Below are 25,329 nucleotides of genomic sequence, written 5' to 3' on the forward strand. Positions count from 1 at the left end.
ACGCGCACCGGACGGCGAGGGGGTGCGTTCGAGATACGGCGATGCTTAGCATATAGTTGCCCCGGTGCCGCGTTTGCAGCCCCCCGCCCGTCCCTGCTAACGCCCGGCCCGTCCTGCCCGGCTCCCTCCCGTCTCCCAAGGAACGTCCATGATCCCGCGCTATTCCCGCCCCGCCATGGCCGCGATCTGGTCGCCTGAGTCGCGCCTGCGTATCTGGTTCGAGATCGAGGCCCATGCCACCGACGCGCTCGCCGAACTCGGCGTCGTCCCCCGCGCCGCGGCGCAGGCGATCTGGGAGGCGGACGCCAGGGCCGGCCCGTTCGACATCGCCCGCATCGACGCGATCGAGGCGGAGACAAAGCATGACGTGATCGCCTTTCTGACGCATGTCGCCGAGCGGACGGGCGAGCCCGCGCGCTTCCTGCACCAGGGCATGACCTCGTCCGACGTGCTCGACACCTGCCTCGCGGTCCAGCTCGCCCGCGCGTCGGACATCCTGCTCGCCGATCTCGACGAACTCCTCGTCGTGCTGGAACGCCGCGCGCGCGAGCACAGGCTGACTCCGACCATCGGGCGCAGCCACGGCATCCACGCCGAACCCGTGACCTTCGGGCTGAAGCTCGCCCAGGCCCATGCCGAATTCGCGCGCAACCGCGCCCGGCTGGTCGCCGCGCGCGCCGACATCGCCACCTGCGCCATCTCCGGCGCGGTCGGCACCTTCGCCAATATCGACCCCTATGTGGAGGAATATGTCGCGGGCAAGCTGGGCCTGACCCCCGAACCCGTATCCACCCAGGTGATCCCGCGCGATCGCCACGCGCTGTTCTTCGCCACGCTGGGCGTCATCGCCGGATCGGTCGAGCGCCTCGCCACCGAGGTCCGCCATCTCCAGCGCACCGAGGTGCTCGAGGCCGAGGAATATTTCGCCCCCGGCCAGAAGGGCAGCTCGGCGATGCCGCACAAGCGCAACCCCGTGTTGACGGAAAACCTGACCGGACTGGCGCGCATGGTGCGCGGCTATGTCACCCCCGCGCTCGAGAATGTCGCGCTCTGGCACGAACGCGACATCAGTCATTCCTCGGTCGAACGCTATATCGGCCCCGACGCGACGATCACCCTCGACTTCGCGCTCGCGCGGCTGACCGGGGTGATCGATAAGTTGCTCGTCTATCCCGAGCGGATGCGGCGCAACATTGACCGCATGGGCGGCCTGATCCACTCGCAGCGCGTCCTGCTCGCGCTGACCCAGGCGGGTGCTCCGCGCGAGGATGCGTACCGGCTCGTCCAGCGCAACGCGATGAAAGTGTGGGATTCCGACGGCGCGCTATCCTTGCGCGACCTTCTCCTGGCGGACCCGGACGTGACCGCGCTGCTCTCGGCCGACGAGATCGAGGACAATTTCGATCTGGGCTATCACCTCAAGCATGTCGACACGATCTTCGCGCGGGTGTTCGGCCACCCGTCCACCTTATCGGCGGAATAGGCGACCGGATCGCGATGGACTTTCTCAAGCAGATCACCCTTTGGCTCGCTTCCGCGACGGAAACGGCGGCGGCGCTGATCATTGCGCTGGCAATCCTGGAAGCGACCCTTCGCGCGCTGCGCCTTTTCCTCCATCGCTCGGTGCGCGAACCCGATCACGACGACCGGGGATCGCACGACGTCAAGGAGGAGATCCGGCTGAAGCTCGGCCGCTGGCTCGCGCTCTCGCTGGAATTCGCGCTCGCCGCCGATATCCTGCGCACCGCGGTCGCGCCTTCCTGGGACGAGATTGCCAAGCTGGCCGCGATCGCGGTTCTGCGGACGGCGCTCAACTTCTTTCTCCAGCGCGAGATCGATGGCGCCCAAGCCCGTCAGGGCCGCCTGAACGGCACGACCACGTACAAGACCCGCGCGGATAGGTGATCTGATCGCGTCTGTCGCCCACCAGGAATGCAGAATCCGCAATCGTGATCGCGCGCAACAAAATTGCGCGAGCATGTAATGAAAGCTACATAGCTCCGTGCCGGACCTTTCCGGCCAGGAGACCACACCATGCGCAGTTTGGAAACCGTGGCCAGCACCTTGCTGGTGCTCGCGGTGCAGGCGCTGGTGGTCGGGGTGGTCGTCACCACCTTCTGATCCATCGGCCCATCCGCCCCTTTTTACAAAGGGGCGGCAAGGGCGGGGTCCGTAAAATCAGCCCGCGATCGCGGCTTTCAGCTTGGCGAAGAACCCTTGGCTCGCCGGGCATTCGTCGCCCGTCTCGGTCTCGCGGAACATCTCCAGCAGTTCGCGCTGCCGCGTCGACAGCTTGGTGGGCGTCTCCACCTCGATCTGCACAACCAGATCGCCGGCGCCCCGGCCCTGCAGGACGGGCATCCCCGCGCCGCGCTGGCGAAGCTGCTTGCCCGACTGGATGCCGGCGGGGATGCGTATATCGTGATGTCGGCCGTCGAGCCCCGGTATCTGGAGCGTCCCGCCCAGCGCCGCGGTCGTGAAGCTGATCGGCGCGCGCGCGAACAGCGTCGTGCCCTCGCGCTCGAAAAAGGCGTGCCGCCTGATGTGGAGAAAGATGTACAGGTCGCCGGCCGGTGCACCCCGCGCGCCGGCCTCGCCCTCCCCGCTCAGGCGGATGCGCGTACCCTCGTCGACGCCGGGGGGTATGTTGACCTCCAGCGTCTTAGTCCGCTCGACGCGGCCGTCGCCCCGGCATTCGGCGCACGGATCGGCGATGACCTGACCCGATCCCTGGCAGGCCGGGCAGGCGCGCTCGACGACGAAGAAGCCCTGTTGCGCGCGCACCTTGCCGTGCCCCGCGCAGGTCCCGCAGGTCCGCGCGCTGGTGCCGGCCTTCGCGCCCGATCCCTGACAGCTATCGCACTGTGCCGACACGTCCACCGTGATCTCGGTGGCCTTGCCGTGATAGGCGTCCTCCAGCCCGATCTCCATGTCGTAGCGCAGATCGGCGCCGCGCCGCTGGCCCTGACGGCCACCGCCGCCGCGTCCCTGCATGAACTCGCCAAAGACGCTTTCGAAGATGTCGGAAAAGCCGGAAAAATCCTGTCCGCCACCACCGCCGCCTGCCGCCTGGCGGAACGCCGCATGGCCGAACCGGTCATAGGCGGCGCGCTTTTGCGGGTCCTTCAGCACGTCATAGGCTTCGCTGACGGCCTTGAACTTGGCCTCCGACTCCTTGCAACCCGCATTCTTGTCGGGGTGAAACTTCATCGCGAGCTTGCGGTAGGACGACTTGATCGTCCCAGCATCCGCGGTTCGTTCGCATTCGAGCAGTTCGTAGAAATCGATATCTGTGGTCATACGCCCTTACTCCCTCTCCCCCGTGGAAAGAAGGTCGGGGAGCCGGGCCTCGGCGGACCGCGGTCTCGACCCTTCCCTCTCCCGACCCTCTCCCCGCAGGCGGGGAGAGGGAGAAGGAGTTACGCCTTGCGCTCGTCGTCGACTTCGGAGAATTCGGCATCGACGACTTCCTCGCCGGCACCGGCTTCGGCGCCCTGCGCGGCCCCGGTCGCGCCCTGGGCATCGTCCTGCGCCTGCTTCTCATAGATGGCCTGGCCCATCTTCATCGCCACCTGGGCAAGCGCCTGGCTCTTCTCCGTCATGCGATCGGCGTCGCCGCTTTCGACCGCGGTCTTGGCATCGGCGATCGCCGCCTCGATCTCGCCTTTCAGCGACGCGTCGATCTTGTCGCCATTGTCGACGAGCTGACGCTCGGTCGTGTGGATCAGCGATTCGGCGTTGTTCTTCGCCTCGGCGCCCGCGCGGCGCTTCTTGTCCTCCTCGGCGAAGCGCTCGGCGTCGCGGACCATCTGGTCAATGTCGGCGTCCGACAGGCCGCCCGACGCCTGGATGCGGATCTGCTGCTCCTTGCCCGTGCCCTTGTCCTTGGCGGACACGTTGACGATGCCGTTGGCGTCGATGTCGAAGGTGACCTCGACCTGCGGCACGCCGCGCGGCGCGGGGGGAATGCCGACCAGATCGAACTGGCCCAGCATCTTGTTGTCCGCCGCCATCTCGCGCTCGCCCTGGAAGACGCGGATCGTCACCGCGCCCTGATTGTCCTCGGCCGTCGAATAGGTCTGCGACTTCTTGGTCGGGATCGTCGTGTTGCGGTCGATCATCCGGGTGAACACGCCGCCCAGCGTCTCGATGCCCAAGGACAGCGGCGTCACGTCGAGCAGCAGCACGTCCTTCACGTCGCCCTGCAGCACGCCCGCCTGGATGGCGGCGCCCATGGCGACGACCTCGTCCGGGTTGACGCCCGTATGCGGCTCCTTGCCGAAGAAGGACTTCACGACCTCGCGCACGCGCGGCATCCGGGTCATGCCGCCCACGAGCACCACTTCCGAGATCTCGTCGGCCTTCATGCCCGCATCGGCCAGCGCCTTGCGGCACGGCTCCAGCGTCCGCTTGATCAGGTCTTCGACCATCCGCTCCAGGTCGGCGCGGGTGATCGCCTTGACGAGATGCTTGGGGCCGTTCTGGTCGGCGGTGATGAAGGGCAGGTTGACCTCGGTCGACGCGGCCGAGCTCAGCTCGATCTTCGCCTTCTCCGCGGCCTCCTTCAGCCGCTGAAGCGCCAGCTTGTCCTTGGCGAGGTCGATGCCCTCGTCCTTCTTGAAGCCCTCGGCCAGGAACTCGACGATCTTGTTGTCGAAATCCTCGCCGCCCAGGAAGGTGTCGCCGTTCGTGGCCTTCACCTCGAACACGCCGTCGCCGATCTCCAGGATCGACACGTCGAACGTGCCGCCGCCCAGATCATAGACCGCGATCGTCTTGCCGTCCTGCTTCTCCAGCCCGTAGGCCAGGGCCGCCGCCGTCGGCTCGTTGATGATGCGCAGCACCTCCAGACCCGCGATCTGACCGGCGTCCTTGGTTGCCTGGCGCTGCGCGTCGTTGAAGTAAGCGGGCACGGTGATGACCGCCTGGGTCACCGTCTCGCCGAGATAGGATTCGGCGGTTTCCTTCATCTTCTGAAGCGTGAAGGCGCTGATCTGGGAGGGCGAATAATCCTTGCCGCCCGCCGACACCCAGGCGTCGCCGTTCTGACCGCGGGTGATCTTGTACGGGACCAGCTCGGTGTCCTTCTTGGTCACCGGGTCGTCGAAGCGCCGCCCGATCAGCCGCTTCACCGCGAAGATCGTATTGTCGCCGTTGGTGACGGCCTGGCGCTTGGCCGGCTGGCCGACCAGCCGCTCGCCGTCCTTGGCGAAGGCGACGATCGACGGCGTGGTGCGCGCGCCTTCCGCATTCTCAATCACCTTGGGCTTGCCGCCCTCCATCACCGCGACGCAGCTGTTGGTGGTGCCCAGATCGATGCCGATTACTTTAGCCATGTTGCCTTGATGCCCCTCGATTACAAACACATGGTCGCACCCCGTTACGGCGGCGCAACCTTCCTTGATGACGGCGGCGATATAGGTCGGCTTGCGCTTGCGACAAGATTTGCGGGCGCTTAGGTCCGGCGGATCGTCGGAGGAGTGCGCGCGCCTTGTTCAAATGGATCGTTTCGGGATCGGCGGCGCTGCTGCTGCTCGGCTGCGCCAAGCCGACCGAGGTGGATGTGGACGAGGCCTGGGTCCGGCTTCCCGCCGCACCGGGGCGTCCGGGGGCCGGCTATTTCACCGTGCACGGCGGCGCCACTCCGCGCACCCTGGTCCGCGTCACCGCCGATTACGCCTTGCGTGCCGAAATGCACGAGTCGATGGCGGGCGGCGGGCGCATGACGATGCGCCCGCTCGCCGATGTCGCGATCCCCGCCGGGGAAGAGGTCGTGTTCGAACCCGGCGGTCGCCACCTGATGCTGTACGGCCTCGACCCGCGCGCCAAGCCGGGCGGAAGCACGTTGCTGACGCTCACCTTCGAGAATGGCCAGCGTCTGTATCGCAAGGCCTATATCATCGCGCCGGGCGCCCCGGCGCCCGAGTGAGCGCGACCGAACGCCGCTCGCTCACCGCCGGAGAAGTCGCGCTCGCCCGTTCGGTCTTCGGCGACGCGATCGACTATGCGCAGGTGGCGCTCGCCAACCGGAAATGGGCGTTCTTCCAGCCGCGGCGCACCGTCATGGCGCCGCGGGGCTGCATCCACTTCCACCCGGGCGGAAATCTGTGGCGCGACGATTTCGCCGCCGCCGCGCTGATCGACCAGGGGCTGTTCATCCATGAGATGGTGCATGTGTGGCAGCACCAGCGCGGCATCTACCTGCCGCTCGCTCGCCACCCCTTCTGCCGCTACGGCTACAGCCTGAAACCGGGCCAAGCCTTTTCGCGCTATGGCATCGAGCAGCAGGCGGAGATCGTCCGTCACGCCTTTCTGCTACGCCGCGGCGGACAGGTCGCGGGGGCACCCGATCCGGCGCAATACGCCTCGCTCCTGCCCTTCCGCGCCGGTTGAGCCCGGACGCGCGAACGGGCGGGCAGGAAGTTCTCCCGCCCGCCCGTCATTACGTCCGATCAGTTGTTGTCAGCGCCGTCCTTGTCGTCCGCGCCTTCGGTGACCTTGAGCTTGGGCACCTCGACCACCGTGTTCTCGGTGACCAGATCGACATCCTTCGAATCGACGTCGACATCGGGCATCGCGCCGCCCTTGACGTTCACGTCGACGCTGGGGAGACGACCCCCGCCCACATCGGCCCGGAAGAAGCCGGTGGCGAACAGGATCGCCGCGATGATCGCCGCGATCGCCGCGAGGATGAGAAGCGTCCGGCCGATCCCGCCGCTCTTGCGCTCGACCACATGGTCGGTGTGGGTATGGGTGCCCGGTCCCACATCCACGCGCCGCGCGCCATGGTCGGTATTGACGCCGTCGGTCCGGTTGGGTCCGTCGCCTCGGTAATCGGTCATGAAATCCTCCTGTTACGCTAACCGCCCGAACGAAAGGCGGGACCGGATTGTTCCTGCTGCGCAACGGAAACGCGCCGAACCGCGTCGGAGAAGATCGAATTCAACGCTGTTCCCAGTGGATGCTGCGACTGCTAAGGGCTTCGCCGTGAGCGCGAGCATCCCGCACAGCTACCGGGTCGGCATCGATCCGGCCGACATCGACTTCATGGGTCATGTCAATAACGCCAGCTATTTGAAATGGGTGCAGGAAGCGGTGATCAGCCATTGGCAGCGCATCGCCCCCGCCGAGGCGGTCGCCACGCACCTCTGGGTCGCGCTCAAGCACGAGATCACCTATCGCAAGCCGACCTTTCTCGACGACGACGTGATCGCCACCGTGCTCCTCGAAAAGGTCCAGGGCGCCCGCGCCTTTTACGAAACGGTCATCCGCCGCGGCGAGGACGTGCTCGCCGAGGTGAAGTCGAGCTGGTGCTGCCTCGACGCGCAGACGTTGCGCCCCGCCCGCCTCGCCGCCAACGTCGTCGACCGGTTCTTTCCCAAGGACTGAGCCGCTCCGCGACCGATCGGTTCAAAAGGCTCCGAAGTCGATTTCGGAATGGCGGTCCAGCCATTGCGGCGCTTCCGGCAGCGGATATTTCAGGCCCGTCGCACAGTTGAACAGGACCACCCGCTCCTCCTCGTCGACCAGCCCGTCGCGCACCGCCTGGGTATAGGCGGCCAGCGTCGCCCCGCCCTCCGGGCACATCAGCAGGCCATCGCGCCGCGCGCATTCGTCCACCGCGCGCAGGATCGCCGGGTCGCCCACGCCCAGCGCCCGGCCGCCCGATTCGCGCACCGCGCGCAGGATCAGGAAATCGCCGACCGCGCGCGGCACCCGAATACCGGCAGCGACGGTCGCGGCGTCCTCCCAGCGCTCCGCATGTTCCTCCCCCGCCTCGAACGCACGCACGATCGGCGCGCAGCCGGACGCCTGGACCGCATACATGCGGGGGCGTTTCGGGCCGATCCAGCCCAGTCGCTCCAGCTCGTCGAACGCCTTCCACATGCCGATCAGGCCGGTGCCCCCGCCGGTCGGATAGAAGATCGCGTCGGGCAGGTCCCAACCGAACTGCGCGGCCAGCTCCAGCCCCATCGTCTTCTTGCCCTCGATCCGGTACGGCTCCTTCAACGTGGAGAAGTCGAACCAGCGTCCCTCGGCGGCGCCGCGCCCGACGATCGCGCCGCAATCATCGATCTGGCCGTTGACCCGCCACACCCGCGCGCCCTGGGCGGCGATCTCGCGCACATTGATCTCCGGCGTCTCCTCCGGGCAGAAGACGATCGTCTCGATCCCGCAGCGCGTCGCATAGGCGGCCAGTGCCGCGCCCGCATTGCCGTTGGTCGGCATCGCGATCTTCGTCACGCCCAGCTCGCGCGCCATCGCCACCGCCATCACCAGCCCGCGCGCCTTGAACGATCCCGTCGGCAACCGCCCCTCGTCCTTGACCAGCACGTTCGGCCCGCCCGATCTCGGGATCGGCACGAGCGGCGTCTCGATCTCGCCCAGCGAGACGATCGACCCGGTCCGCCGCACCGGCAGCAGCTCGCGCCAGCGCCACAGGTCGGTCGCCCGCGTCGACAAAGCGTCGCGCGACAGCGCCGCGCCCACCGCGTCCAGATCGTAGCGGACCAGCAACGGCCGCCCCACGCGCGACAATCCGTGCAGCCGGTCGGCCTCGTACCGCTCCCCGGTCATGGAGCATTCCAGGTGCGAGACGAAGGTCGGGCGGTCGGCGATCAGGTTCTCGTTCATGCGCCTGCTTCTAGCGTTTCGCGCGCGCCGACGTCCACTTGATCCGTGACAGATCGTAGCTACACTTAGTTGTGGATATCGAATTCGATCCGGACAAGGACGCGATCAACCGCGAAAAGCATGGCGTACCGCTGCGTTTCGGTGAGCATGTGTTCGAAGATCCGGATCATCTGGTTCTTGCGACGATACGGGCGGAAGACGGGGAGGAGCGGCAGAAGACGCTCGGGCTGGTCGGGGGTAGATTATGGACCGCCATCGTCGTCCGGCGCGGCGAGTCGACTCGGTTCATCCCGGTGAGGAAGAGCAATGACGCGGAAATTCGAGCATATCATCGCCATCCCGGCTGATCCCAACGACGGGGAGGATCGCGATGTCACCGAGGCTGTCCTGCTGCAGGCGCTTCGCGAACGGGAACAGCGCGGTCGCGGAGCGCAGCGAGCGCCGACGAAGCAGCAGGTCACGCTCCGCCTCGATCAGGACATCCTGGCCAAGTTCCGCGCCACAGGGCCTGGCTGGCAATCGCGGATTAACGACGCCCTCCGGTCCGTCTCGCCTTGAGGACGGGCGGTAAGCCGCCCTACTCCCCCGCCTTCGCCACCCCGACCAGCGCCGGGCGCAGCAGCCGGTCGCGGATCATGTAGCCCGACTGCATCTCCTGGACGATCGTCCCCGGCGCCTGATCGCTCGGCATCTCCAGCATAGCCTGATGCTTATTGGGGTCGAGCATCTCGCCCAGGGCCGCGATCTTGGTGATGCCGTGCCGCTGGAACACGCTTTCCAGTTCGCGCCCGGTCGCATCCAGGCCGACGACCAGCCCCTTGAACTTGTCGTCACCGCGCAGCTCCTCCGGGATCGCCTGGAGCCCACGCGCCAGATTGTCGGCCACGGACAGGATGTCGCGCGCGAATGCCGTCGCGGCATAGGTGCGCGCGTCCGCCGCCTCCTTTTCGGCGCGGCGGCGAACATTCTGCACCTCGGCCTGAGCATAGAGCACCGCCTGCCTGGCTTCGGCCAGCTCGGCTTCGAGCTGGGCCGCGCGGTCATGCTCGGCGAGTTCGGGAGAGGCTTGCGCGGTCTCCTCACGCAGGGCTTCGGCGTCGGTTTCGATCGTGTCTTCGGTCATGGTCGTCCCAATTAGGTGTGGATCGGAGCCCCATCAAGCGGACCCCATCAATCTGGCCAGCGTCGCCGCCGTGAAATCCACCATTGGCACGACGCGCGCATAGTTCAACCGCGTCGGGCCGATCACGCCGACGACACCGACGACGCGGCCGTCGATCCCGCGGAACGGCCTGGCGATCACCGACGAGCCCGACAACGCGAACAGCTTGTTTTCCGCGCCGATGAAGATGCGCGTCGCGTCGCCCGCCCGCGCCGCCTCCAGCAACCCCGCCACTTCCTGCTTCCCCTCCAGATCGTCGAGCAGCTCGCGCACCCGGTCCAGGTCGGCCGCGGCGCCCTCGTCGATCAGGCGCGACTGGCCGCGCACGATCAGCACCGGCCGCCGGTCGCCATCCTCGCTCCACACCGCCAGCCCGCGCTCGACCAGGTCGCGCGCCGCACCCTGGATCGCCGCCTGCCCCTCGGCCAGCTCGCGCTCCACCCGTGCGCGCGCTTCAGCCAGCGTCAGCCCCGACAGCGTCGCGGACATGTAATTCCCCGCTTCGACCAAGGCCGACGACGTCATGCCGCCGGGCAACGCCAGCACGCGATTCTCGACCGATCCGTCCTCGCTCACCAGCACGGCCAGCGCCTGTGACGGCCCCAGCGGCACGAAGCCGATCGACCGCAGCCGCGCCTCGCGCTTGGGCACCATCACCAGCCCCGCGCACGCCGACAGCCCCGACAGCGCCGCGGTCGTCGCCGCCAGCGCCTCCTCCACGGGGCCCCGTGCCGCGCCGATCCCGACTTCCAGCGCCGCGCGCTCCTCCGCCGAGGGCTCCAGCGCATGCATCATGCCGTCGACGAACAGCCGCAGCCCACGATCGGTCGGCATCCGCCCCGCGCTGACGTGCGGCGAGCTCAGCAGCCCGCGTTCCTCCAGCTCCTGCATCACGTTCCGGATCGAGGCGGGGCTCAGGTTCAGCCCGGAGCCCGAGGCGATCGTCTTGGACCCCACCGGCGCACCCGTGGCGACATAGCCGTCCACCACCGCCCGGAAGATCTCCCGCGCGCGCTCGCTCAGTTCGGATACCGGAGGTGCGGTCATGATCCAGGTGTAGGACGTCGGGCCCGCCAGCGGAAGTCGCGCCGCCCGCTCTTCCCCACCATCCCCAACCCCGCTAGGCACCCGACCGAACCACAGGAGTCCCCTATATGCGCCCCAGCGGCCGCGCGCCCGACCAGATGCGCCCGATCACGATCGAGGCCGGCTATACCCGCCATGCCGAAGGGTCGGTGCTGATCGGCTTTGGCGACACCCGCGTGCTCGTCACCGCCTCGGTCGAGGAGCGCGTGCCGCCCTTTCTGCGCGGCAAGGGCGAAGGCTGGGTCACCGCCGAATATGGAATGCTTCCGCGCGCCACCCATACCCGCTCCAATCGCGAGGCGGCAAAGGGCAAGCAGTCCGGGCGTACCCAGGAAATCCAGCGACTTATCGGGCGCTCCTTGCGCGCGGTCACCGATATGAAGCTGCTGGGCGAACGGCAGATCACGCTCGACTGCGACGTGCTCCAGGCCGATGGCGGCACCCGCACCGCGTCGATCTCCGGCGCCTGGGTCGCGCTCCGCCTCGCGGTCGACGGCCTGCTGCGCGACGGCAAGCTGACGGCCGATCCCATCCGCCAGAAAGTCGCCGCCGTCTCCTGCGGCATCTTCCAGGGCACCCCGGTCCTCGACCTCGACTATCCCGAGGATTCCGCCGCCGACGCCGATGCGAATTTCGTCCTGCTCGAAAACGGTCACATCGCCGAGGCGCAGGCGACCGCCGAGGGCGCGACCTATGACGAGGAGGCGCTGCTCCGGCTGCTCCGCCTGGCGCGGATCGGATGCACCGACATCTTCGCCGCCCAGGCGCGCGCATTGGCGTGAGTGGGGACATGAACCTGGACTTCCCCGGCCCCCAGGCCGTCCGCAAGCTCCGGCCGGGCAGGCTCGTCATCGCCAGCCACAATCCCGGCAAGGTGCGCGAGATCCGGGCGCTGCTCGGCCCCCATGGCGTCGAGCCCGTCTCGGCCGCCGAGCTCGACCTGCCCGAGCCCGAGGAGACGGGCACGACCTTCGTCGCCAATGCCGAACTCAAGGCGCGCGCCGCCGCCGACCTGTCCGGCCTGCCGGCGCTCGCCGACGATAGCGGGCTGTGCGTCGCGGCGCTGAACGGCGACCCCGGCATCTTTTCCGCGCGCTGGGGCGGCGAGGAGAAGGATTTCGACCTCGCCATGCGCCGGGTCGAGGACGCGCTCGCCGCTGCCGGCCCCGATGCGTCCCGCGACGCCCATTTCGTCTGCGCGCTCGCGCTCGCCTGGCCCGACGGTCACGTCGAATGGTTCGAAGGTCGGGTCGACGGTACGCTCGTCTGGCCCCCGCGCGGGGCGCGCGGCTTCGGCTATGATCCCATGTTCGTCCTGAACGGCATGACCGAGAGCTTTGGCGAGATCGATCCCGACCACAAGCATTCGGTCAGCCACCGCGCCCGCGCCTTCGAGCAACTCGTCGCCGCCCTGTTCTAAAGGGCGGCGCGGACCTCCGCGGCGCTCAACCCGAATTCCTCGACGGTATAGCGGTGCCGGTCCAGCCCGCCGCGCGACGCGCGGGTGAGATAGGCCGCCATCCGATCCTCCAGCCCCTGGGCAAGCTCTAGACCCAGCATCGCATAGACGCGCCGCATCTCGCCGCGCCAATCCTGGTTCATCGCGTCGAAGCCGACCCTGACCTGCGCGAGGGCGGGCCGCGCCGACAACGCCGCCTCGACCCGTTCCCGGCGCAGCGCGACCTTGCGCAGCCATTCCCGCCCGATCCACCGATCGTCGACCGTGTCGGATTGCACCCGCATCTGATTGCGCACCAGCGAAGCCGCCGACGTCACCACCGCGACCGGCTCGCGCTCGACCCGCACCACCCGCGCATCGGGGAACACGCTCAGCACCGCCTCCAGATCCTGGGTCAATTGCGGCACCTTCAGCACCCAGGGCCGTGTGCCCGTGTCGCGCCGGAGCCAGGCGAGCGTCTGAAGCATCAACCGGAACTCGCGGTAAACGCCCCACAAGTCCGCCGCCTCGCAATGTCGCGCGAAGCTGGGGATGCACCATTGCGCCTCCCACACCGATCCGTGGAAGGACAAGGCGTGCAGCCCGATCTCCTCGTCGGGCTCGTCCACCCCCGTCGGGTGGATAACCGCGAATTGCGGGTTGAGCGCCCGCATCGCCGCCAACATCCCCCGCGCCCGCCAGCGCCGATCGTCCACCGGCGACCGCATCGCCGGCACCGGGCACCAGCTCTCGAAGAACCGTGTCCAGCGCAGCCGGGGATCGCAGGCCAGCAAGCGCTGCATTCGCGTCGTTCCCGACCGCATCTGCCCCAACACCAGCACGGGGGCGGGCAACGGAACCTGGGCGATCTCGGGATGCCGCGTCCATAAGGCGTGCGCCCGCAACCGGTCGCGCAACGCCGCCGTCAACTGCCCCCACGCCATCGTCCGCCCGAGCGGCGACAATGCTGCCTCGTCCGCCAGTGCGACACACAAGCGTTCCAGATTGACCTGCCACACGCCCGCGTCACCCAGGTCGTGGAGCCCCGTCCGGGCCCGTGCCGCCGCGACCAGCGCATCGGGTTCCAACACCGGCACCGGCGACCATCCCCTGTGCCAGGCCTGCGCCAGTCCCCTGTTCGCCAGCGCGACGCGACGTTGCCCTGGAAAGGGAATCGGCGGCGCTCCCGGCCCGACCTCAAGCCTGTTCGCTTTCATCACGCGCGGCCATGCCGCGCCCGTGCGCGCCGCGCCACCCGGAATGCGCCGTCGTGACCACTCACGGCTGTCCGGACCTCCGCCGCGCGGGGGAATGATTCCGGCCCGTCCACGCACATGAAGAACCGCGTTTCCCCTGTTTCCGGCGAGCGCCCGCCCGATGCCGCTCGCCTAGCGGGCCGGCGGGGCAGCCATCGGAGCCGCCGCTTCCGCGATCCACTCATGATCGACGACGACCATCGATCGCACCGGCTGTCCCCTTCCGTCCAGCGACGGGCGATACCGAAATCGTTCGGTGATCAGCCGGCACGTGATCGCGTCGAGCGCCGCGTTGCCGCTCGACCGTGTGATCCGGCATCCCGACACGCGCCCGTCCACCTCGACCGCGTAGCGCACCGACACCACCCCACCCGCTCCGGCTCGGGCCGCTTCCTCGGGATAATCCGAATCGCGTATCCGCCCTCGAAGCCGGCGGGGCGGAGTTTCGTCGCCCCATCCACCACCATCGCCCCGGCCACCGCTTCCCGTCCCCTCACCCACTCCGCCGGCGCCCGTTCCGGGGCCGGGCAGGGGCGCGGCGCCCTGACTTGGGTCGCTTCCCAGCCCGGCGACCGGAGCGGTGATCAACGGCGACGTCACGGGCAGAAAGACGACCGGCACCGGCGCGGCCACCCGCGTCGCCCTCGATCGCCGATTAGGCGGGGCGGCCTCTCCCTCCGGGCGTCGGCTGCGGCTGCGTTCGGGTATGACCCGTCTCGGAGGGGCGGGCGGACTCGCCACCTCGAACGTCTGCAGACCGCGCTCCATCGCCCGCGGCATCGGCACGCCGAGACCGGCGAACAGCATCCAGGCGAGCGCCGCCACCACGCCGCCCGACATGACGGCCGACGCCGCTCGATCCTGAAACGGGGCGTGATACCTGCGCACCTGGCGAAGCTGGGGCCTCCCCCGCTCGCGAGCAAGCATGGGGTGCTTCCCCGAGCGAAGCACTCCACCGGTCATGAATTATCGCGGATCATGCAACTTCCTTGTTGGAACAGACGTTTGGGGCTGACGAGACGGGATCGGGTGCCACGGCACCGACCAGCCCGCCGACCAATAGTTCAGGGGTGTGCACCGTGGTTTTCCGCGTCGAAGGTCTGCGTCGATCGTTCGTTCCAGCGATCATCGGTCTCGCGGTGATCGCCAGCCCGGCGCCGGCCCGGGCTGGCGAGACTCTTCAGAACCTGGTCGCGGCGAAGGCGGATTACGGGGTTCGCAATTTCTACCGCCAGCGTGACTATCGGCCCTTGTGGTTCGTCGACGGTCGCCCGGGCACTGCGGCGAGGCGAATGATCGCCATATTCCGGAACGCGGGCGCCGACGGCACGACGATCGACCCGAGCCGGATCGAGCTGCTCGAGCGGGCGGTGGCGAGCGCCGGGTCCGGCGATCCGTCAAACGTGGCACGTGCCGAATTCATGCTGTCGAGCGCGTGGATCGATCATGTCCGTGCCATGTCGCGCGACGTCGATGTCGGGATGACCTATATCGATGCATCGCTACGACCCGCCGCGCCCTTTCCGGCGGCGATCCTCACCGCTGCCGCGACGGCGCCGTCGCTCACCGACCATCTCGATGCGAACGCCGCGCTCAACCCGCTTTATGATCGGATGCGTGACGGGCTGCTGCGTTGGCGGAGTCAGTGGGCCGGTCTCCCCCAGGTAACGGTGCCAGCCGGACCGGTGCTCAAATCGGGCGCCGAGGGCCCGCGCGTTCGGGCGCTGCGCGCGCGGCTCGGCCTGCCCGCGGGCGACCTGTTCGATCAGACCACCGCCCGCACCGTTTCCGCATTCCGCGTCGCGCACGGGCTCGGCGACGCGCCGACGGTCGACGCCGACACACTCGCGATGCTCAACCGCGATCCGGCGAGTGTCGAGGCGCAGTTGCGGTTGAACCTCGATCGCTTGCGTGCGCTTCCTCGCGCCGGTGCCGGCAAGTACATCGTCGTCGATGCCGCGAGCGCGCGCCTTTATTTATATGAGGATGGGGTGGTTCAGGGCAGCATGAAGGTCGTCGTCGGCAAGCCCGGCGAGCAGACCCCGATGGCCGCCGGATTGATCCGGACCATGGTGCTCAATCCCTATTGGAATGTTCCGCCCGATCTCATCCGCAAGCGCGTCGCGGCAAAGGTGCTCCAGCAGGGTGTCGGCTATATTCGTCAGGCCCGGTTCGAGGTGTTGTCCGGATGGGACGCCGACGCCCGTGTGATCGACCCCGGAACGGTCGACTGGGCGGCGGTGGCCGACGGACGTGAGTCGATCAGGGTCCGCCAGCTGCCCGGCGCGGACAATGCGATGGGCGCGATGAAATTCCTTTTTCCCAACAATTTCGGCGTCTATCTTCACGACACCCCCGACAAGGCGCTGTTTTCCGAAGCGGATCGTAATCTGAGTTCGGGCTGCGTGCGGCTGGAAGATGCACCACGACTGGCCAAATGGCTGTTCGGGACTATTCCATCGGCGAAGTCTGCGGGGCCGGAACAAAGCGTGGCGCTTGCGCGTCCCGTACCCGTCTATCTGACCTATCTCACCGCGGGATGGGACCGGTCGACCTTCGCGCTCCGGCCGGATGTTTACGGCCGGGACAAGACTGCCGTCAGGGCCGAGTCCGCATCGCTGGACCGGTCCGGTACGACCGGGAACTGATATGTGTTGTGGCGAATTAGCGTTTTGTGCTGACATCGTTACACGAAATGCAGTTTTCCCGATGGTGAGAATATGGTTAAATGGGTTGTTCAACAAGGGAGTGTTTGATGAAAGCTAAGTCCATGGCGGCCCGTTTGGGCTTTTCGCTCGTCGCCGCAGCGGTTCTGCCGCTCACCGGAGCACTGGCGCAGTCGGGCGCTCCCACCGGTTCCGAGCTGGCGGGTCATTCGGTTCAGGTCGACTCGGCCGGGACCGTGAACACCGTGTATTTCGACCAGGGCGGGACGGCCCGGATCGTCGGCACCGGCGGCCAGGAAGTTGCGGCCAACTGGGCGGTACAGAACGGCAATATCTGCCTGTCCGCCAGCAGCGCCCGTGAGTGCTGGCCGTATCAGGCCGCCTTCCAGGCCGGCCAGCCGGTCGATCTGGTCAGCGATTGCGGCGCCGCCACGCGCTGGACCCCGGTCTCGACCGCTCAGCCCGCGCCGCCGCCCGTCCAGACGCAGCGCGCCGGCGAGCGCGGCTGATCATCGCCTGCCCTGCCGAACAATCTGTCCGGCAGGGCAGGCCCGATTTTCACTCAATCGTATAAAAAGGACTATTCATGGTATCTTCGAAGTTGTTGCGCGGGATGACCGCCACGGTGACGGGTCTGACCCTCGCCTTTGCGCCGACCGCTGCCGACGCCGCCACCTGCCAGGCGGGTACGGCCGGTTGTCTGCTCCCGATCGGCGCTCCGCCTGCCCCGCCGGTCTCGGCTCCCGAAGCCGTCGCACCGGTCGCTGCCGAAACCGCAACCGCCGGCGGCATCGGTGCCTTCGCGATCATCGCCGGCATCGCGGCTGCGGCTTTGATCGCTTATCTCATCATCGACGATAACGACGACTCGCCCGACAGCCCGTAAGCGTCGGCGCGGATATTGCGCTTACAAGAGCACGGCGACCGCCAATCGGTCGCTGTGCTTTTCGGCGTTCAGGCGTCGTCGCCCATGCGCAGGGCGGCGATGAAGGCCTCTTGCGGGATCTGCACCGATCCATATTCCCGCATCCGCTTCTTGCCTTCCTTCTGCTTGTCGAGCAGCTTCTTCTTGCGTGAGATGTCCCCGCCATAGCATTTTGCGGTGACGTCCTTTCTCATCGCCGCGATCGTCTCGCGCGCGATCACCTTGCCGCCGATCGCCGCCTGGATCGGGATCTTGAACAGGTGGCGCGGGATCAGGTCCTTCAACCGCTCGCACATCCCCCGCCCCCGCACCTCGGCGGTGGCCCGGTGGACGATCATCGACAGCGCGTCGACCGGCTCGGCATTGACCAGGATGCCCATCTTGACGAGGTCGCCCTCGCGGTAGCCGATCTGGTGATAATCGAACGAGGCATAGCCCCGGCTGATCGACTTCAGCCGGTCGTAGAAGTCGAACACCACCTCGTTGAGCGGCAGCTCGTACACCGCCTGCGCGCGCCCCGCGACATAGGTCAGGTTCTTCTGGATGCCGCGCCGGTCCTGGCAAAGCTTCAGGATCGACCCGAGATATTCGTCGGGAACATAGATGGTCGCCTCGATCCACGGCTCGGCGATGCTCGCGATCTTGTTCGGGTCGGGCATGTCGGCGGGGTTGTGGAGCTCCAGATGTCCCTCGCCATGCGTCAGCTCGATCTGGTAGACGACGCTCGGCGCGGTCGTGATCAGGTCCAGGTCATATTCGCGCGTCAGCCGCTCCTGGATGATCTCCAGGTGCAGCAGCCCCAGGAACCCGCACCGATAGCCGAAGCCGAGCGCGGCCGAGGACTCCGCCTCGAACGAGAAGCTGGCATCGTTCAGCCGCAGCTTCGAGATCGACTCGCGAAGCTTTTCGAAGTCGTTGGCATCGACGGGAAACATCCCGCAGAACACGACGGGCTGGACTTCCTTGAAGCCCGGCAGCGCCTGTTTCGCCGGGCGCTTCGCGTCGGTCAGCGTGTCGCCGACACGCGCCTGCGCCACGTCCTTGATCTGCGCGGTGATGAAGCCGATCTCGCCCGGTCCCAAATCGGGAAGCTGCTCGATCTTGGGGCGGAAGCACCCGACCCGGTCGACCAAGTGGCGCGTGCCCGCCTGCATGAACTGGATCTCCTGGCCCTTTTTCAGCGACCCGTCGATCACGCGCACCAGGATGACGACGCCCAGATACGGGTCGTACCAGCTGTCGACCAGCATCGCCTTGAGCGGCGCGGTCACGTCGCCCTTGGGCGGCGGGATGCGCCGGACGATCGCGTCCAGTATCTCGGTGATCCCGATTCCCGACTTGGCGGAGGCGAGCACCGCCTCCGACGCGTCGAGGCCGATCACCTCCTCGATCTCCGCGCGCACCTTTTCGGGCTCGGCGGCGGGCAGATCGATCTTGTTGATGACGGGCACGATCTCATGGTCGTGCTCGATCGACTGGTAGACATTGGCCAGCGTCTGCGCCTCGACCCCCTGCGCCGCATCGACGACCAGCAGCGCGCCCTCGCACGCCGCCAGGCTGCGCGAGACCTCGTAAGCGAAGTCGACATGCCCCGGCGTGTCCATCAGGTTGAGAACATAGCCCTTGTAGTCGAGCCTGACGGTCTGCGCCTTGATGGTGATCCCGCGCTCGCGCTCGATGTCCATGTTATCAAGAACTTGCGCCGACATCTCGCGTTCGGTCAGCCCGCCCGTCGTCTGGATCAGCCGATCGGCCAGGGTCGATTTGCCATGGTCGATATGCGCGATGATGGAGAAGTTACGGATGCGGTCGAGCGGTGTTGCCATGATCGCCCGCGCCTAGCGCAGCCATGGCCCCGGTGCTAGCCACTGGCCTTCATCGCGGGAGAGACCGATGCGCCTTCTGGCCCTGACCCTGTCGATAATGCTGGCCGCCGCGCCGGTCGGCACGCAAGGCACCTTGCTCGTCGGGAACAAGGGCGAGGATAGCTTGAGTTTCGTCGACCTCGCCAGCGGCCGCGAACGCCGCCGGGTTCCCACCGGGCGCATGCCGCACGAGGTCGCGATCTCGCCCAAGGGCGACCGCGCCGCCGTCGTGGCCTATGGCGGCCGCACCATCGAGATGTTCGACCTGGCGACCGCCCGCCGCGTCGGGACGATCGACCTGGGCGCGAACGCGCGTCCTCATGGGCTGCTATGGCTCGGCGACGGCCGGATCGTCGCGACGATGGAGGGGCGCGGCGCGCTGGCGATCATCACCCTGCCTCCTCGCCGGGCGCCGAGGATCGTGAGCGTGGCGACCGGGGCGAAGGGGTCGCATATGGTCGCGGTGTCGGGCGACCGGCGTCTCGCCTATGTCGCGAACATGGGATCGGGCAGCGTCGGGGTGATCGACCTCGCGCGGGGTCGGAAGCTGCGCGACATAGCGGCCACCGGACAACCGGAAGGGATCGCGCTGACGTCGGACGGCAGACGCCTGTGGGTCGCCGACCGGGCGGGGGACATGGTGCATGTGATCGACCTCGCGACCGGTCGCGAGGTCGCGCGGCAGCCCACGGGCAGGACACCGATCCGCGTCGCGATCTCGCCCGACGGCCGCTACGCGATCACGTCGAACTTCGGCGCGGGCACCGTCAGCGTGTTCGATGCCGCAACGATGCAGCCGATCCGAACGGTCCCGGTCGGCGACCCCGCGTCGCAACAAGTGACGATGCTGTTCTCGCGGGACGGCGCGCGCCTCTACATCGCCCAGACGGGCACCGACCGTGTGGCGGAGCTGGATTTCGCGAGCGGGCGAGTCCTGCGGCACCTGCCGGCAGGCCGCAACGGCGACGGGCTCGGCATCAGTCCGATCACGCTTCCCTGAGCGGGCCGGTCGGACCGGCTAGGAATTCCGGCGCCGATCCCCATATGATCGTTATCGCCGGCTCGGCTTTCGTAGGCGCCGGCGACTGAGAGACCAACGCGCTCCCGCTTACGCCAGAGGGGATCGTCCTTGGACCTCAACTGTCTTTTTCACCGTCATCAGGTTTCGCTGATGCGGGCCGACGCCGCGATCGACGACGAGACGCGCGATAGCTTCGACCGGCAGGCCATGGGCTATGCGGAACGCATCGGCTGCCTGCAACGCGACCTGGGCGCGGGCATGATCATGGGGCGGTCCGTCTGATGGCCGATACCGAACCCGTCGTCGCACCGGACGATACCGCCTCCGCGAACAAAAAGCCTGAGTTCAAGCGCTTTCGCAGCAAGTTCAACGCGGTGAAGCTCACGCCCGATCAGGCGAATCGGCAAGGTCAGGTCGCGCGCAGCGCCTGGACCGCGTTGGGCGACCGCGACGCGGTGATGGCGTTCCTCAACACGCATGACGATGCGCTTGGCGGCCGTCCGCTGGACATCGCGGTCTCCAGCGCGGAGGGTCTCACCGCGGTCGAACGGGCCATGGCCGAGCGCGCCGCTCGTCAGGGGTGACGGAGGCGCGCGCAGGCCGGACGAGATCGCCATCGGCCTATGCGGCGCTCCGCCGCGGCACCGCGTTCGTCAGAGCCGGGATCGGACGCGACGCGCGGCGCGGCTCCGTCAAGGTCGTCGGCAACATGCTCGCCGAACTCGACCGCCTTCTTTATGTCCTGATTACCGAGACGGCGTCGGACAGAGGTGTCGTGCTCCCGCCCCGCTCGCGCCATACGGTGGTCAGGCTGGCGGCGCTGTGCGCCGAGCATGGAAGGACCGGCGCGGATGCGGAGCGACTCCGCGCCTTATTCTGGTCCACCCTGTGCCTGCGGCGCCATGACGGCCGCGCTCACCGTCCCGATCGCGGCCGGGGCGATCGGATGACGGTCGGCTGGCCCGCTTCCGGGGTCGACGGGAACGCGCTGGCCTTGTTTCCGCTGTTGTCGCCGATCATGCCCTCCCCCGATCAGCTGGTCGATGTCTGCGCCTTTTACGACCGGCTGGCGCTCCATGTCGTGACGCCGCGGCCGACCGCTCCCCGTGCCTATGTCGGGCATGGACTTGAACTTTCCCGTGCGTAGACTTGGCCCGCGCCCGAACTTGGCCCGCGCAGGGACTTGGGCGCGACGGGAGAAGAAGCGCCATGCGCCACATCGCCATCATCGGTTCGGGGCCGGCCGGCTATTACACCGCCGAGGCGGCCCAGAAGCTGTGGGGTGACGAGGTCCGCGTCGACATCATCGATCGGCTGCCGGTGCCCTATGGCCTGATCCGCACCGGCGTCGCGCCCGATCACCAGTCGATCAAGGGCGTGTCCCGCCGCTACGAAGCGACCGCGTTGTCGGACAATGTCCGCTTCGTCGGCAACGTCACCGTCGGGCCCGACGTGACGATCGCCGAGCTGGGCGAGCTGTACGACGCCGTCGTGCTCGCCACCGGGGCGCCGTCCGACCGGCCGGTCGGCATTCCCGGCGGCGATCTGCCCGGCGTGATCGGATCGGCGGCGTTCGTCGGCTGGTATAACGGCCATCCCGACCATGCCGACCTCGCTCCGCCGCTCCGGGGAGCGGGCGCGGTGATCGTCGGGGCGGGCAATGTCGCGCTCGACGTGGCGCGCGTCCTCGCCAAAACCGACGAGGAATTCGCCGGCTCCGATATCGTCGCCCACGCGCTCGACCAGCTTCGCGGCGGCCGGTTCGACACGATCACCATCCTCGCGCGCCGCGGTCCGCACCAGATTGCGATGACGCCCAAGGAGCTCGGCGAGCTCGGCCATCTCGCGCGCGCGGCTCCGGAAGTCGATCCGGCCGATCTGCCCCCCGTCGACACCGACGCCGCGCTCGATCCGGGTCAACGCAAATCGGTGGCCCATCTGCGCAGCTTCGCCGCGCGCGCCGTGAGCAAGGCGGTTCGGATCATCTTCGACTTCCACGCCGCCCCGCTGCGGATCGAGGGGGAAGGGCGTGTCCAGCGCGTGGTGGTCGAGCGCACGACGCTCGACGCCACCGGTCGGGTCGCGATGACGGGCCAGACCTATGTCGTTCCCGCCAGCCTAGTGGTCAGCTGCATCGGCTACCGCACCCCGCCGATCGACGGCGTTCCTTATGACGAGCAGCTGGGCCGTTTCGCGAACGTCGATGGGCGGATCGCGCCGAGGCTCTATGCGGTCGGCTGGGCGCGGCGGGGACCGACAGGGACGATCGGCACCAACCGTCCCGACGGCTTCATGATCATCGACCAGATCGCTGCCGATATCATGCCGGACAGCGGCAAGCAGGGTCGCGCCGGCCTCGACCGCCTGCTCGACGCGCGCGGAGTGGAGGTGGTCACCTTTCGGGACTGGCAGCGGATCGACGATGTCGAGGTCGCGGGGGCACGCGCGGGGGCGCCGCGGGAGAAGTTGGTGAGCATGGCGGCTTTGCTGGCGGCGCGCGCTTGATGCTTGCGCGTGTCGGAGCCCGTGTCTATAGCCCCGCCAAGCATATCGGCCCGCCGCCCACGCGGTCGCCGAGCTCCGTCGGGGAGTAGCTCAGCCTGGTAGAGCACTGCCTTCGGGAGGCAGGGGCCGGAGGTTCGAATCCTCTCTTCCCGACCAACATCTATCGGCGACATCCCTATGCCGATATCGGCGCCGGCGGTTCGGGGCTTTGGACGCCGAACCATCCGCCGACTTGCCCGCGAAGCGGTCGGGGAACCAAAGTCGTGTTCCGAACCTTGCTACCGTCATGACTGTAGACCGTAACCATCGCCCTTCCCCCAATTGGTTGAAGCGCGCGGGGCTCGCCGCGCTCGGAGTCGGTGCGACGACCGCCGGGCTCGCCGTCGCCTCGGCGCTGATCGGCCGCGACGCGGAGCGCAAGGTGCCCGCCGACGGCACGTTCATCGAGATCGAGGGCAATCGCCTTCATTATGTCGACCGGGGCGCCGGGCCCGCGATCGTCATGGTGCACGGCCTGGGCGGGCAGATCCGCAACTTCACCTATGCCCTGTCCGAGCTGCTGGAGGGCGAATATCGGCTGATCGTCGTCGATCGGCCGGGTTCGGGCTATTCCAAGGCCAGGGCGGGCACGACGCCCGACATCCGCGCGCAAGGGCGGCTGGTTGCGCGGCTCGTCGACAAGCTCAAGCTCGACAAGCCCCTGGTCGTCGGCCACTCGCTGGGCGGCGCGGTGGCGTTGGCGGCGGCACTCGCTGCGCCGGGGCGGCTGGGCGGCCTGTCGCTGCTCGCCCCCCTCTCCCAGCCGATGGACCAGGTCCCCGAAGTCTTCCGCCAGTTGCAGCGCGATTCGGCGCTGTCGCGAAAGCTGGTGTCGCGCACGCTCGGCGTGCCGCTCGGCCGGCTAACCAGCAAGCCCAATCTTAGGATGATCTTCGCGCCCGATCCCGTGCCAGACGATTTCGGCACGCGCGGCGGCGGCCTGTTGGCGCTGCGGCCCGCGGCGCTCGAAGCCGCAATGTACGATATCGCGGCGGCGCGCGACGACCTGGACGCCATGACGCCGCGCTATGCCGAACTGGCGCTGCCGGTATCGATCCTGTTCGGGCGCGGCGACCGGCTGCTACAGCCCGAGCTGCACGGACGCAGGACCGCCGACATGATCGCGGGCGGCGTGTTCGAGCTGATCGAGGGCGGGCACATGCTGCCCGTCACCCATCCCGCGGATTGCGCGCGGGTGCTGCGCGTGGTGCTGGCCCGGATACGCCGCTAGCGCGGCGAGCGCAGCCGGCGGAACAGGCCGCGCTTGGCGAGAGACTCGAACATCTCGTCGGGCCCTTCGGGGTCGAGCACCTCGTTGTCGGCCAGCCATTCGGTGACGGCGCCGAGCTCGGGCACCTCATAGGGATCCAGCGTCTTCCCCGACCCGCGCAGCCGCTCCACCGTCTCGATCAGCGAGCCCGTCTCGGCGAGCAGACGGTCGACCTCCTCGACCGGGACATCCAGATGCTCGGCAAGCAGCCCGCCCCGGATGCGCGCGATCGTGCGGCGGGCGTCGTCGTCCGCGGCCTCCAGCGCCAGGTCGCATTCCGTGTCGAGGCGGAGCGACCGGTTGTTCATGTTGGACGAGCCCAGCCGGATAGTCTGCGTATCGGCGATCAGGATCTTGGCATGGACATAGATGTCCTTCCCGCCCCTGGTGACGGGATGATACAGGCGCAGCCGCTTGTGCGGATCGCGCTCCCACAGGGCCGCCATCAGTCGCGCACGCGCCGTGTCCATCGCCAGCGGCTCGAGCCAGCCCTGCGCGTGGCGCGGGTTGACGATGACGATCTCGGGGCCGTCGGGCTCCGCCAGGCGCCTGGCGATTGCCTCGGCGATGCGGCGCGACGCGAAATATTGCGATTCGATATAAAGATGGCGCTTGGCCGCGGCGATCTGAGCCAGGAACAGGGACTCGGATTCGTGGATCGGATCGCAATCGTCCATCGCCGGGCTGGTGCGCGCGATGCCGACCTCGACCTTCGTGAAATCGACCGGGAGGTCAGGCGGCCAGCAGTCGGGCGTCGCCGAGACGGGCTCCAGGGTCCGCCCACCCGCGAGCCGCCACCGGTCGCGCGCGAGCTCGCCGAGCGCCGCCGCGAGCGGTCCCTCGACCGCGCTCGTCGCGTCGTGCCAAGGCTTGTACGGCCAGCCCAGCGCGGTGCGACGGCCGGGTTGGTGATCCAGATGCGCGCAGGTGTCCCACCGCTCGCTAGTCACGTCGATCCCGCCGCAAAAGGCCAGGCAGTCGTCGATCACGACGATCTTCTGGTGATGCGATCCGCCGATCGGGTGATGGCCGTCGAGCAGGGTCGTGATGCGCGGATGCCGCATCCAGCGGAGGAGCGAGAAAAGGGTGGTCCCCCGGAACAGCGACTTGACCGCGCCCAGATCCCAGCGGAGCAGATAGACTTCGAGTTCGGGCGACCGGTCGACCAGCCAGCGGACGAAGCCGCCGACCGTGCGCGGCTCGCCGGGCAGCCTTTCCCCGCGATCGAGCGCGATACGGGCGTCGAAGTCCCAGCCGATCAGCATGATCCGCTTGCGCGCGAGCAGCATCGACTGGCGAAGCGTCCGGAAATACACGTCGGCATCGACGATCACCGACATGCGATCGGCCTGCGCCGTCCGCCAGATTTCGACCCCGTTCTTCACCGCGCCCTTGTGACGGCGAGACGTTACCCTGCCAAATAGATTCGTATGAAGTTATCGTTCCTGCTACGTTCCGGCCC

Annotated in this window: 28 protein-coding genes and 1 tRNA gene; 19 read left to right on the forward strand and 10 right to left on the reverse strand. The window is 68.0% G+C overall.

Annotated elements, in window-relative coordinates; all coding sequences use genetic code 11:
• Positions 1-148: 148 nt before the first annotated feature.
• On the forward strand, positions 149-1,483 hold the full coding sequence (gene purB / locus VF592_RS11640; RefSeq protein ID WP_331005795.1) for an adenylosuccinate lyase: 1,335 nt from the start codon (positions 149-151) through the stop codon (positions 1,481-1,483).
• A 14-nt stretch (positions 1,484-1,497) separates the two neighbouring features.
• On the forward strand, positions 1,498-1,905 hold the full coding sequence (locus tag VF592_RS11645; protein WP_331005796.1) for a DUF1622 domain-containing protein: 408 nt from the start codon (positions 1,498-1,500) through the stop codon (positions 1,903-1,905).
• A gap of 273 nt (positions 1,906-2,178) precedes the next feature.
• Here VF592_RS11645 and dnaJ read toward each other — a convergent pair whose 3' ends face one another.
• Both dnaJ and dnaK read right to left on the reverse strand, forming a co-directional pair.
• Positions 2,179-3,300: a molecular chaperone DnaJ gene (dnaJ, locus tag VF592_RS11650; RefSeq protein WP_331005797.1), complete on the reverse strand. Its 1,122-nt coding sequence runs from the start codon at positions 3,298-3,300 to the stop codon at positions 2,179-2,181.
• Between the two features lie 119 nt (positions 3,301-3,419).
• A complete protein-coding gene (gene dnaK, locus VF592_RS11655) occupies positions 3,420-5,336 on the reverse strand; it encodes a molecular chaperone DnaK (protein WP_331005798.1) in 1,917 nt (638 codons plus the stop codon).
• A 155-nt stretch (positions 5,337-5,491) separates the two neighbouring features.
• Between dnaK and VF592_RS11660 the strand changes: the two genes are divergently transcribed.
• Positions 5,492-5,929: a copper chaperone PCu(A)C gene (locus VF592_RS11660; RefSeq protein WP_331005799.1), complete on the forward strand. Its 438-nt coding sequence runs from the start codon at positions 5,492-5,494 to the stop codon at positions 5,927-5,929.
• On the forward strand, positions 5,926-6,393 hold the full coding sequence (locus tag VF592_RS11665; protein ID WP_331005800.1) for a vgr related protein: 468 nt from the start codon (positions 5,926-5,928) through the stop codon (positions 6,391-6,393). The genes VF592_RS11660 and VF592_RS11665 overlap by 4 nt, the downstream gene beginning before the upstream one ends.
• Before the next feature lie 59 nt (positions 6,394-6,452).
• Here the strand turns inward: VF592_RS11665 and VF592_RS11670 are convergent, their stop codons facing one another.
• Positions 6,453-6,842: a hypothetical protein gene (locus tag VF592_RS11670; protein ID WP_331005801.1), complete on the reverse strand. Its 390-nt coding sequence runs from the start codon at positions 6,840-6,842 to the stop codon at positions 6,453-6,455.
• Positions 6,843-6,987: 145 nt separating this feature from the next.
• Between VF592_RS11670 and VF592_RS11675 the strand changes: the two genes are divergently transcribed.
• Positions 6,988-7,389: a thioesterase family protein gene (locus VF592_RS11675; RefSeq protein WP_331005802.1), complete on the forward strand. Its 402-nt coding sequence runs from the start codon at positions 6,988-6,990 to the stop codon at positions 7,387-7,389.
• Between the two features lie 21 nt (positions 7,390-7,410).
• Here the strand turns inward: VF592_RS11675 and VF592_RS11680 are convergent, their stop codons facing one another.
• Positions 7,411-8,634 carry a threonine synthase gene (locus tag VF592_RS11680; RefSeq protein ID WP_331005803.1) on the reverse strand — a complete coding sequence of 408 codons (1,224 nt, stop codon included), beginning with the start codon at positions 8,632-8,634 and terminating at the stop codon, positions 7,411-7,413.
• Positions 8,635-8,705: 71 nt separating this feature from the next.
• Between VF592_RS11680 and VF592_RS11685 the strand changes: the two genes are divergently transcribed.
• On the forward strand, positions 8,706-8,981 hold the full coding sequence (locus tag VF592_RS11685) for a BrnT family toxin (protein ID WP_331005804.1): 276 nt from the start codon (positions 8,706-8,708) through the stop codon (positions 8,979-8,981).
• The gene (locus VF592_RS11690; RefSeq protein WP_331005805.1) at positions 8,941-9,192 is read left to right on the forward strand and encodes a BrnA antitoxin family protein; all 252 of its coding nucleotides are present in this window, start codon (positions 8,941-8,943) and stop codon (positions 9,190-9,192) included. The genes VF592_RS11685 and VF592_RS11690 overlap by 41 nt, the downstream gene beginning before the upstream one ends.
• Positions 9,193-9,211: 19 nt before the next feature.
• Here the strand turns inward: VF592_RS11690 and grpE are convergent, their stop codons facing one another.
• Together grpE and hrcA are read right to left on the reverse strand one after the other, a co-directional pair.
• Positions 9,212-9,757, reverse strand: coding sequence for a nucleotide exchange factor GrpE (gene grpE / locus VF592_RS11695; protein ID WP_331005806.1), 546 nt, complete (start codon positions 9,755-9,757; stop codon positions 9,212-9,214).
• A 33-nt stretch (positions 9,758-9,790) separates the two neighbouring features.
• On the reverse strand, positions 9,791-10,843 hold the full coding sequence (gene hrcA, locus VF592_RS11700; RefSeq protein ID WP_331005807.1) for a heat-inducible transcriptional repressor HrcA: 1,053 nt from the start codon (positions 10,841-10,843) through the stop codon (positions 9,791-9,793).
• Positions 10,844-10,950: 107 nt separating this feature from the next.
• Between hrcA and rph the strand changes: the two genes are divergently transcribed.
• Together rph and rdgB are read left to right on the forward strand one after the other, a co-directional pair.
• Entirely contained in the window at positions 10,951-11,664 is a 714-nt protein-coding gene (gene rph, locus VF592_RS11705; protein WP_331005808.1) for a ribonuclease PH, read from the forward strand.
• 8 nt (positions 11,665-11,672) lie between these two features.
• Positions 11,673-12,302: an RdgB/HAM1 family non-canonical purine NTP pyrophosphatase gene (gene rdgB / locus VF592_RS11710; RefSeq protein ID WP_331005809.1), complete on the forward strand. Its 630-nt coding sequence runs from the start codon at positions 11,673-11,675 to the stop codon at positions 12,300-12,302.
• Here the strand turns inward: rdgB and VF592_RS11715 are convergent.
• A complete protein-coding gene (locus VF592_RS11715; protein ID WP_331005810.1) occupies positions 12,299-13,417 on the reverse strand; it encodes a sulfotransferase in 1,119 nt (372 codons plus the stop codon). The two genes, rdgB and VF592_RS11715, sit on opposite strands and share 4 nt — an antisense overlap.
• A gap of 291 nt (positions 13,418-13,708) precedes the next feature.
• Positions 13,709-14,464 carry an energy transducer TonB gene (locus VF592_RS11720; RefSeq protein WP_331005811.1) on the reverse strand — a complete coding sequence of 252 codons (756 nt, stop codon included), beginning with the start codon at positions 14,462-14,464 and terminating at the stop codon, positions 13,709-13,711.
• A 251-nt stretch (positions 14,465-14,715) separates the two neighbouring features.
• Between VF592_RS11720 and VF592_RS11725 the strand changes: the two genes are divergently transcribed.
• The 3 genes from VF592_RS11725 to VF592_RS11735 all read left to right on the forward strand — a co-directional run bounded on the left by VF592_RS11725 (position 14,716) and on the right by VF592_RS11735 (position 17,128).
• Entirely contained in the window at positions 14,716-16,224 is a 1,509-nt protein-coding gene (locus tag VF592_RS11725) for a L,D-transpeptidase family protein (protein ID WP_331005812.1), read from the forward strand.
• A 107-nt stretch (positions 16,225-16,331) separates the two neighbouring features.
• Positions 16,332-16,751 carry a hypothetical protein gene (locus VF592_RS11730; RefSeq protein ID WP_331005813.1) on the forward strand — a complete coding sequence of 140 codons (420 nt, stop codon included), beginning with the start codon at positions 16,332-16,334 and terminating at the stop codon, positions 16,749-16,751.
• Between the two features lie 104 nt (positions 16,752-16,855).
• Positions 16,856-17,128: a hypothetical protein gene (locus tag VF592_RS11735; protein WP_331005814.1), complete on the forward strand. Its 273-nt coding sequence runs from the start codon at positions 16,856-16,858 to the stop codon at positions 17,126-17,128.
• Between the two features lie 68 nt (positions 17,129-17,196).
• On the opposite strand, the gene lepA is transcribed toward VF592_RS11735, so the two are convergent.
• Positions 17,197-18,993 (reverse strand): translation elongation factor 4, encoded by a 1,797-nt coding sequence (gene lepA / locus VF592_RS11740; RefSeq protein ID WP_331005815.1) that lies wholly within the window; start codon positions 18,991-18,993, stop codon positions 17,197-17,199.
• A gap of 67 nt (positions 18,994-19,060) precedes the next feature.
• Here lepA and VF592_RS11745 point away from each other — a divergent pair, with 67 nt between their 5' ends.
• The 7 genes from VF592_RS11745 to VF592_RS11775 all read left to right on the forward strand — a co-directional run bounded on the left by VF592_RS11745 (position 19,061) and on the right by VF592_RS11775 (position 23,828).
• Entirely contained in the window at positions 19,061-20,032 is a 972-nt protein-coding gene (locus VF592_RS11745; protein ID WP_331005816.1) for a YncE family protein, read from the forward strand.
• A 171-nt stretch (positions 20,033-20,203) separates the two neighbouring features.
• Entirely contained in the window at positions 20,204-20,335 is a 132-nt protein-coding gene (locus VF592_RS11750) for a hypothetical protein (RefSeq protein ID WP_331005817.1), read from the forward strand.
• Positions 20,335-20,637, forward strand: coding sequence for an antitoxin Xre/MbcA/ParS toxin-binding domain-containing protein (locus tag VF592_RS11755; protein ID WP_331005818.1), 303 nt, complete (start codon positions 20,335-20,337; stop codon positions 20,635-20,637). Before VF592_RS11750 ends, VF592_RS11755 begins: the two co-directional genes overlap by 1 nt.
• Complete coding sequence (locus VF592_RS11760) at positions 20,634-21,200, forward strand: hypothetical protein (protein ID WP_331005819.1); 567 nt, start codon at positions 20,634-20,636, stop codon at positions 21,198-21,200. Before VF592_RS11755 ends, VF592_RS11760 begins: the two co-directional genes overlap by 4 nt.
• Before the next feature lie 62 nt (positions 21,201-21,262).
• Entirely contained in the window at positions 21,263-22,558 is a 1,296-nt protein-coding gene (locus VF592_RS11765) for an FAD-dependent oxidoreductase (RefSeq protein ID WP_331005820.1), read from the forward strand.
• 79 nt (positions 22,559-22,637) lie between these two features.
• Positions 22,638-22,714 (forward strand) — tRNA-Pro (locus VF592_RS11770).
• 130 nt (positions 22,715-22,844) lie between these two features.
• Positions 22,845-23,828, forward strand: a complete 984-nt coding sequence (locus VF592_RS11775) for an alpha/beta hydrolase (RefSeq protein WP_331005821.1) — start codon at positions 22,845-22,847, stop codon at positions 23,826-23,828.
• Here the strand turns inward: VF592_RS11775 and VF592_RS11780 are convergent.
• The gene (locus VF592_RS11780) at positions 23,825-25,207 is read right to left on the reverse strand and encodes a phospholipase D-like domain-containing protein (protein ID WP_331005882.1); all 1,383 of its coding nucleotides are present in this window, start codon (positions 25,205-25,207) and stop codon (positions 23,825-23,827) included. The two genes, VF592_RS11775 and VF592_RS11780, sit on opposite strands and share 4 nt — an antisense overlap.
• Positions 25,208-25,329: the final 122 nt, after the last annotated feature.

It is taken from the genome of Sphingomonas sp. (genome assembly GCF_036388435.1).
GTDB lineage: Bacteria > Pseudomonadota > Alphaproteobacteria > Sphingomonadales > Sphingomonadaceae > Sphingomonas.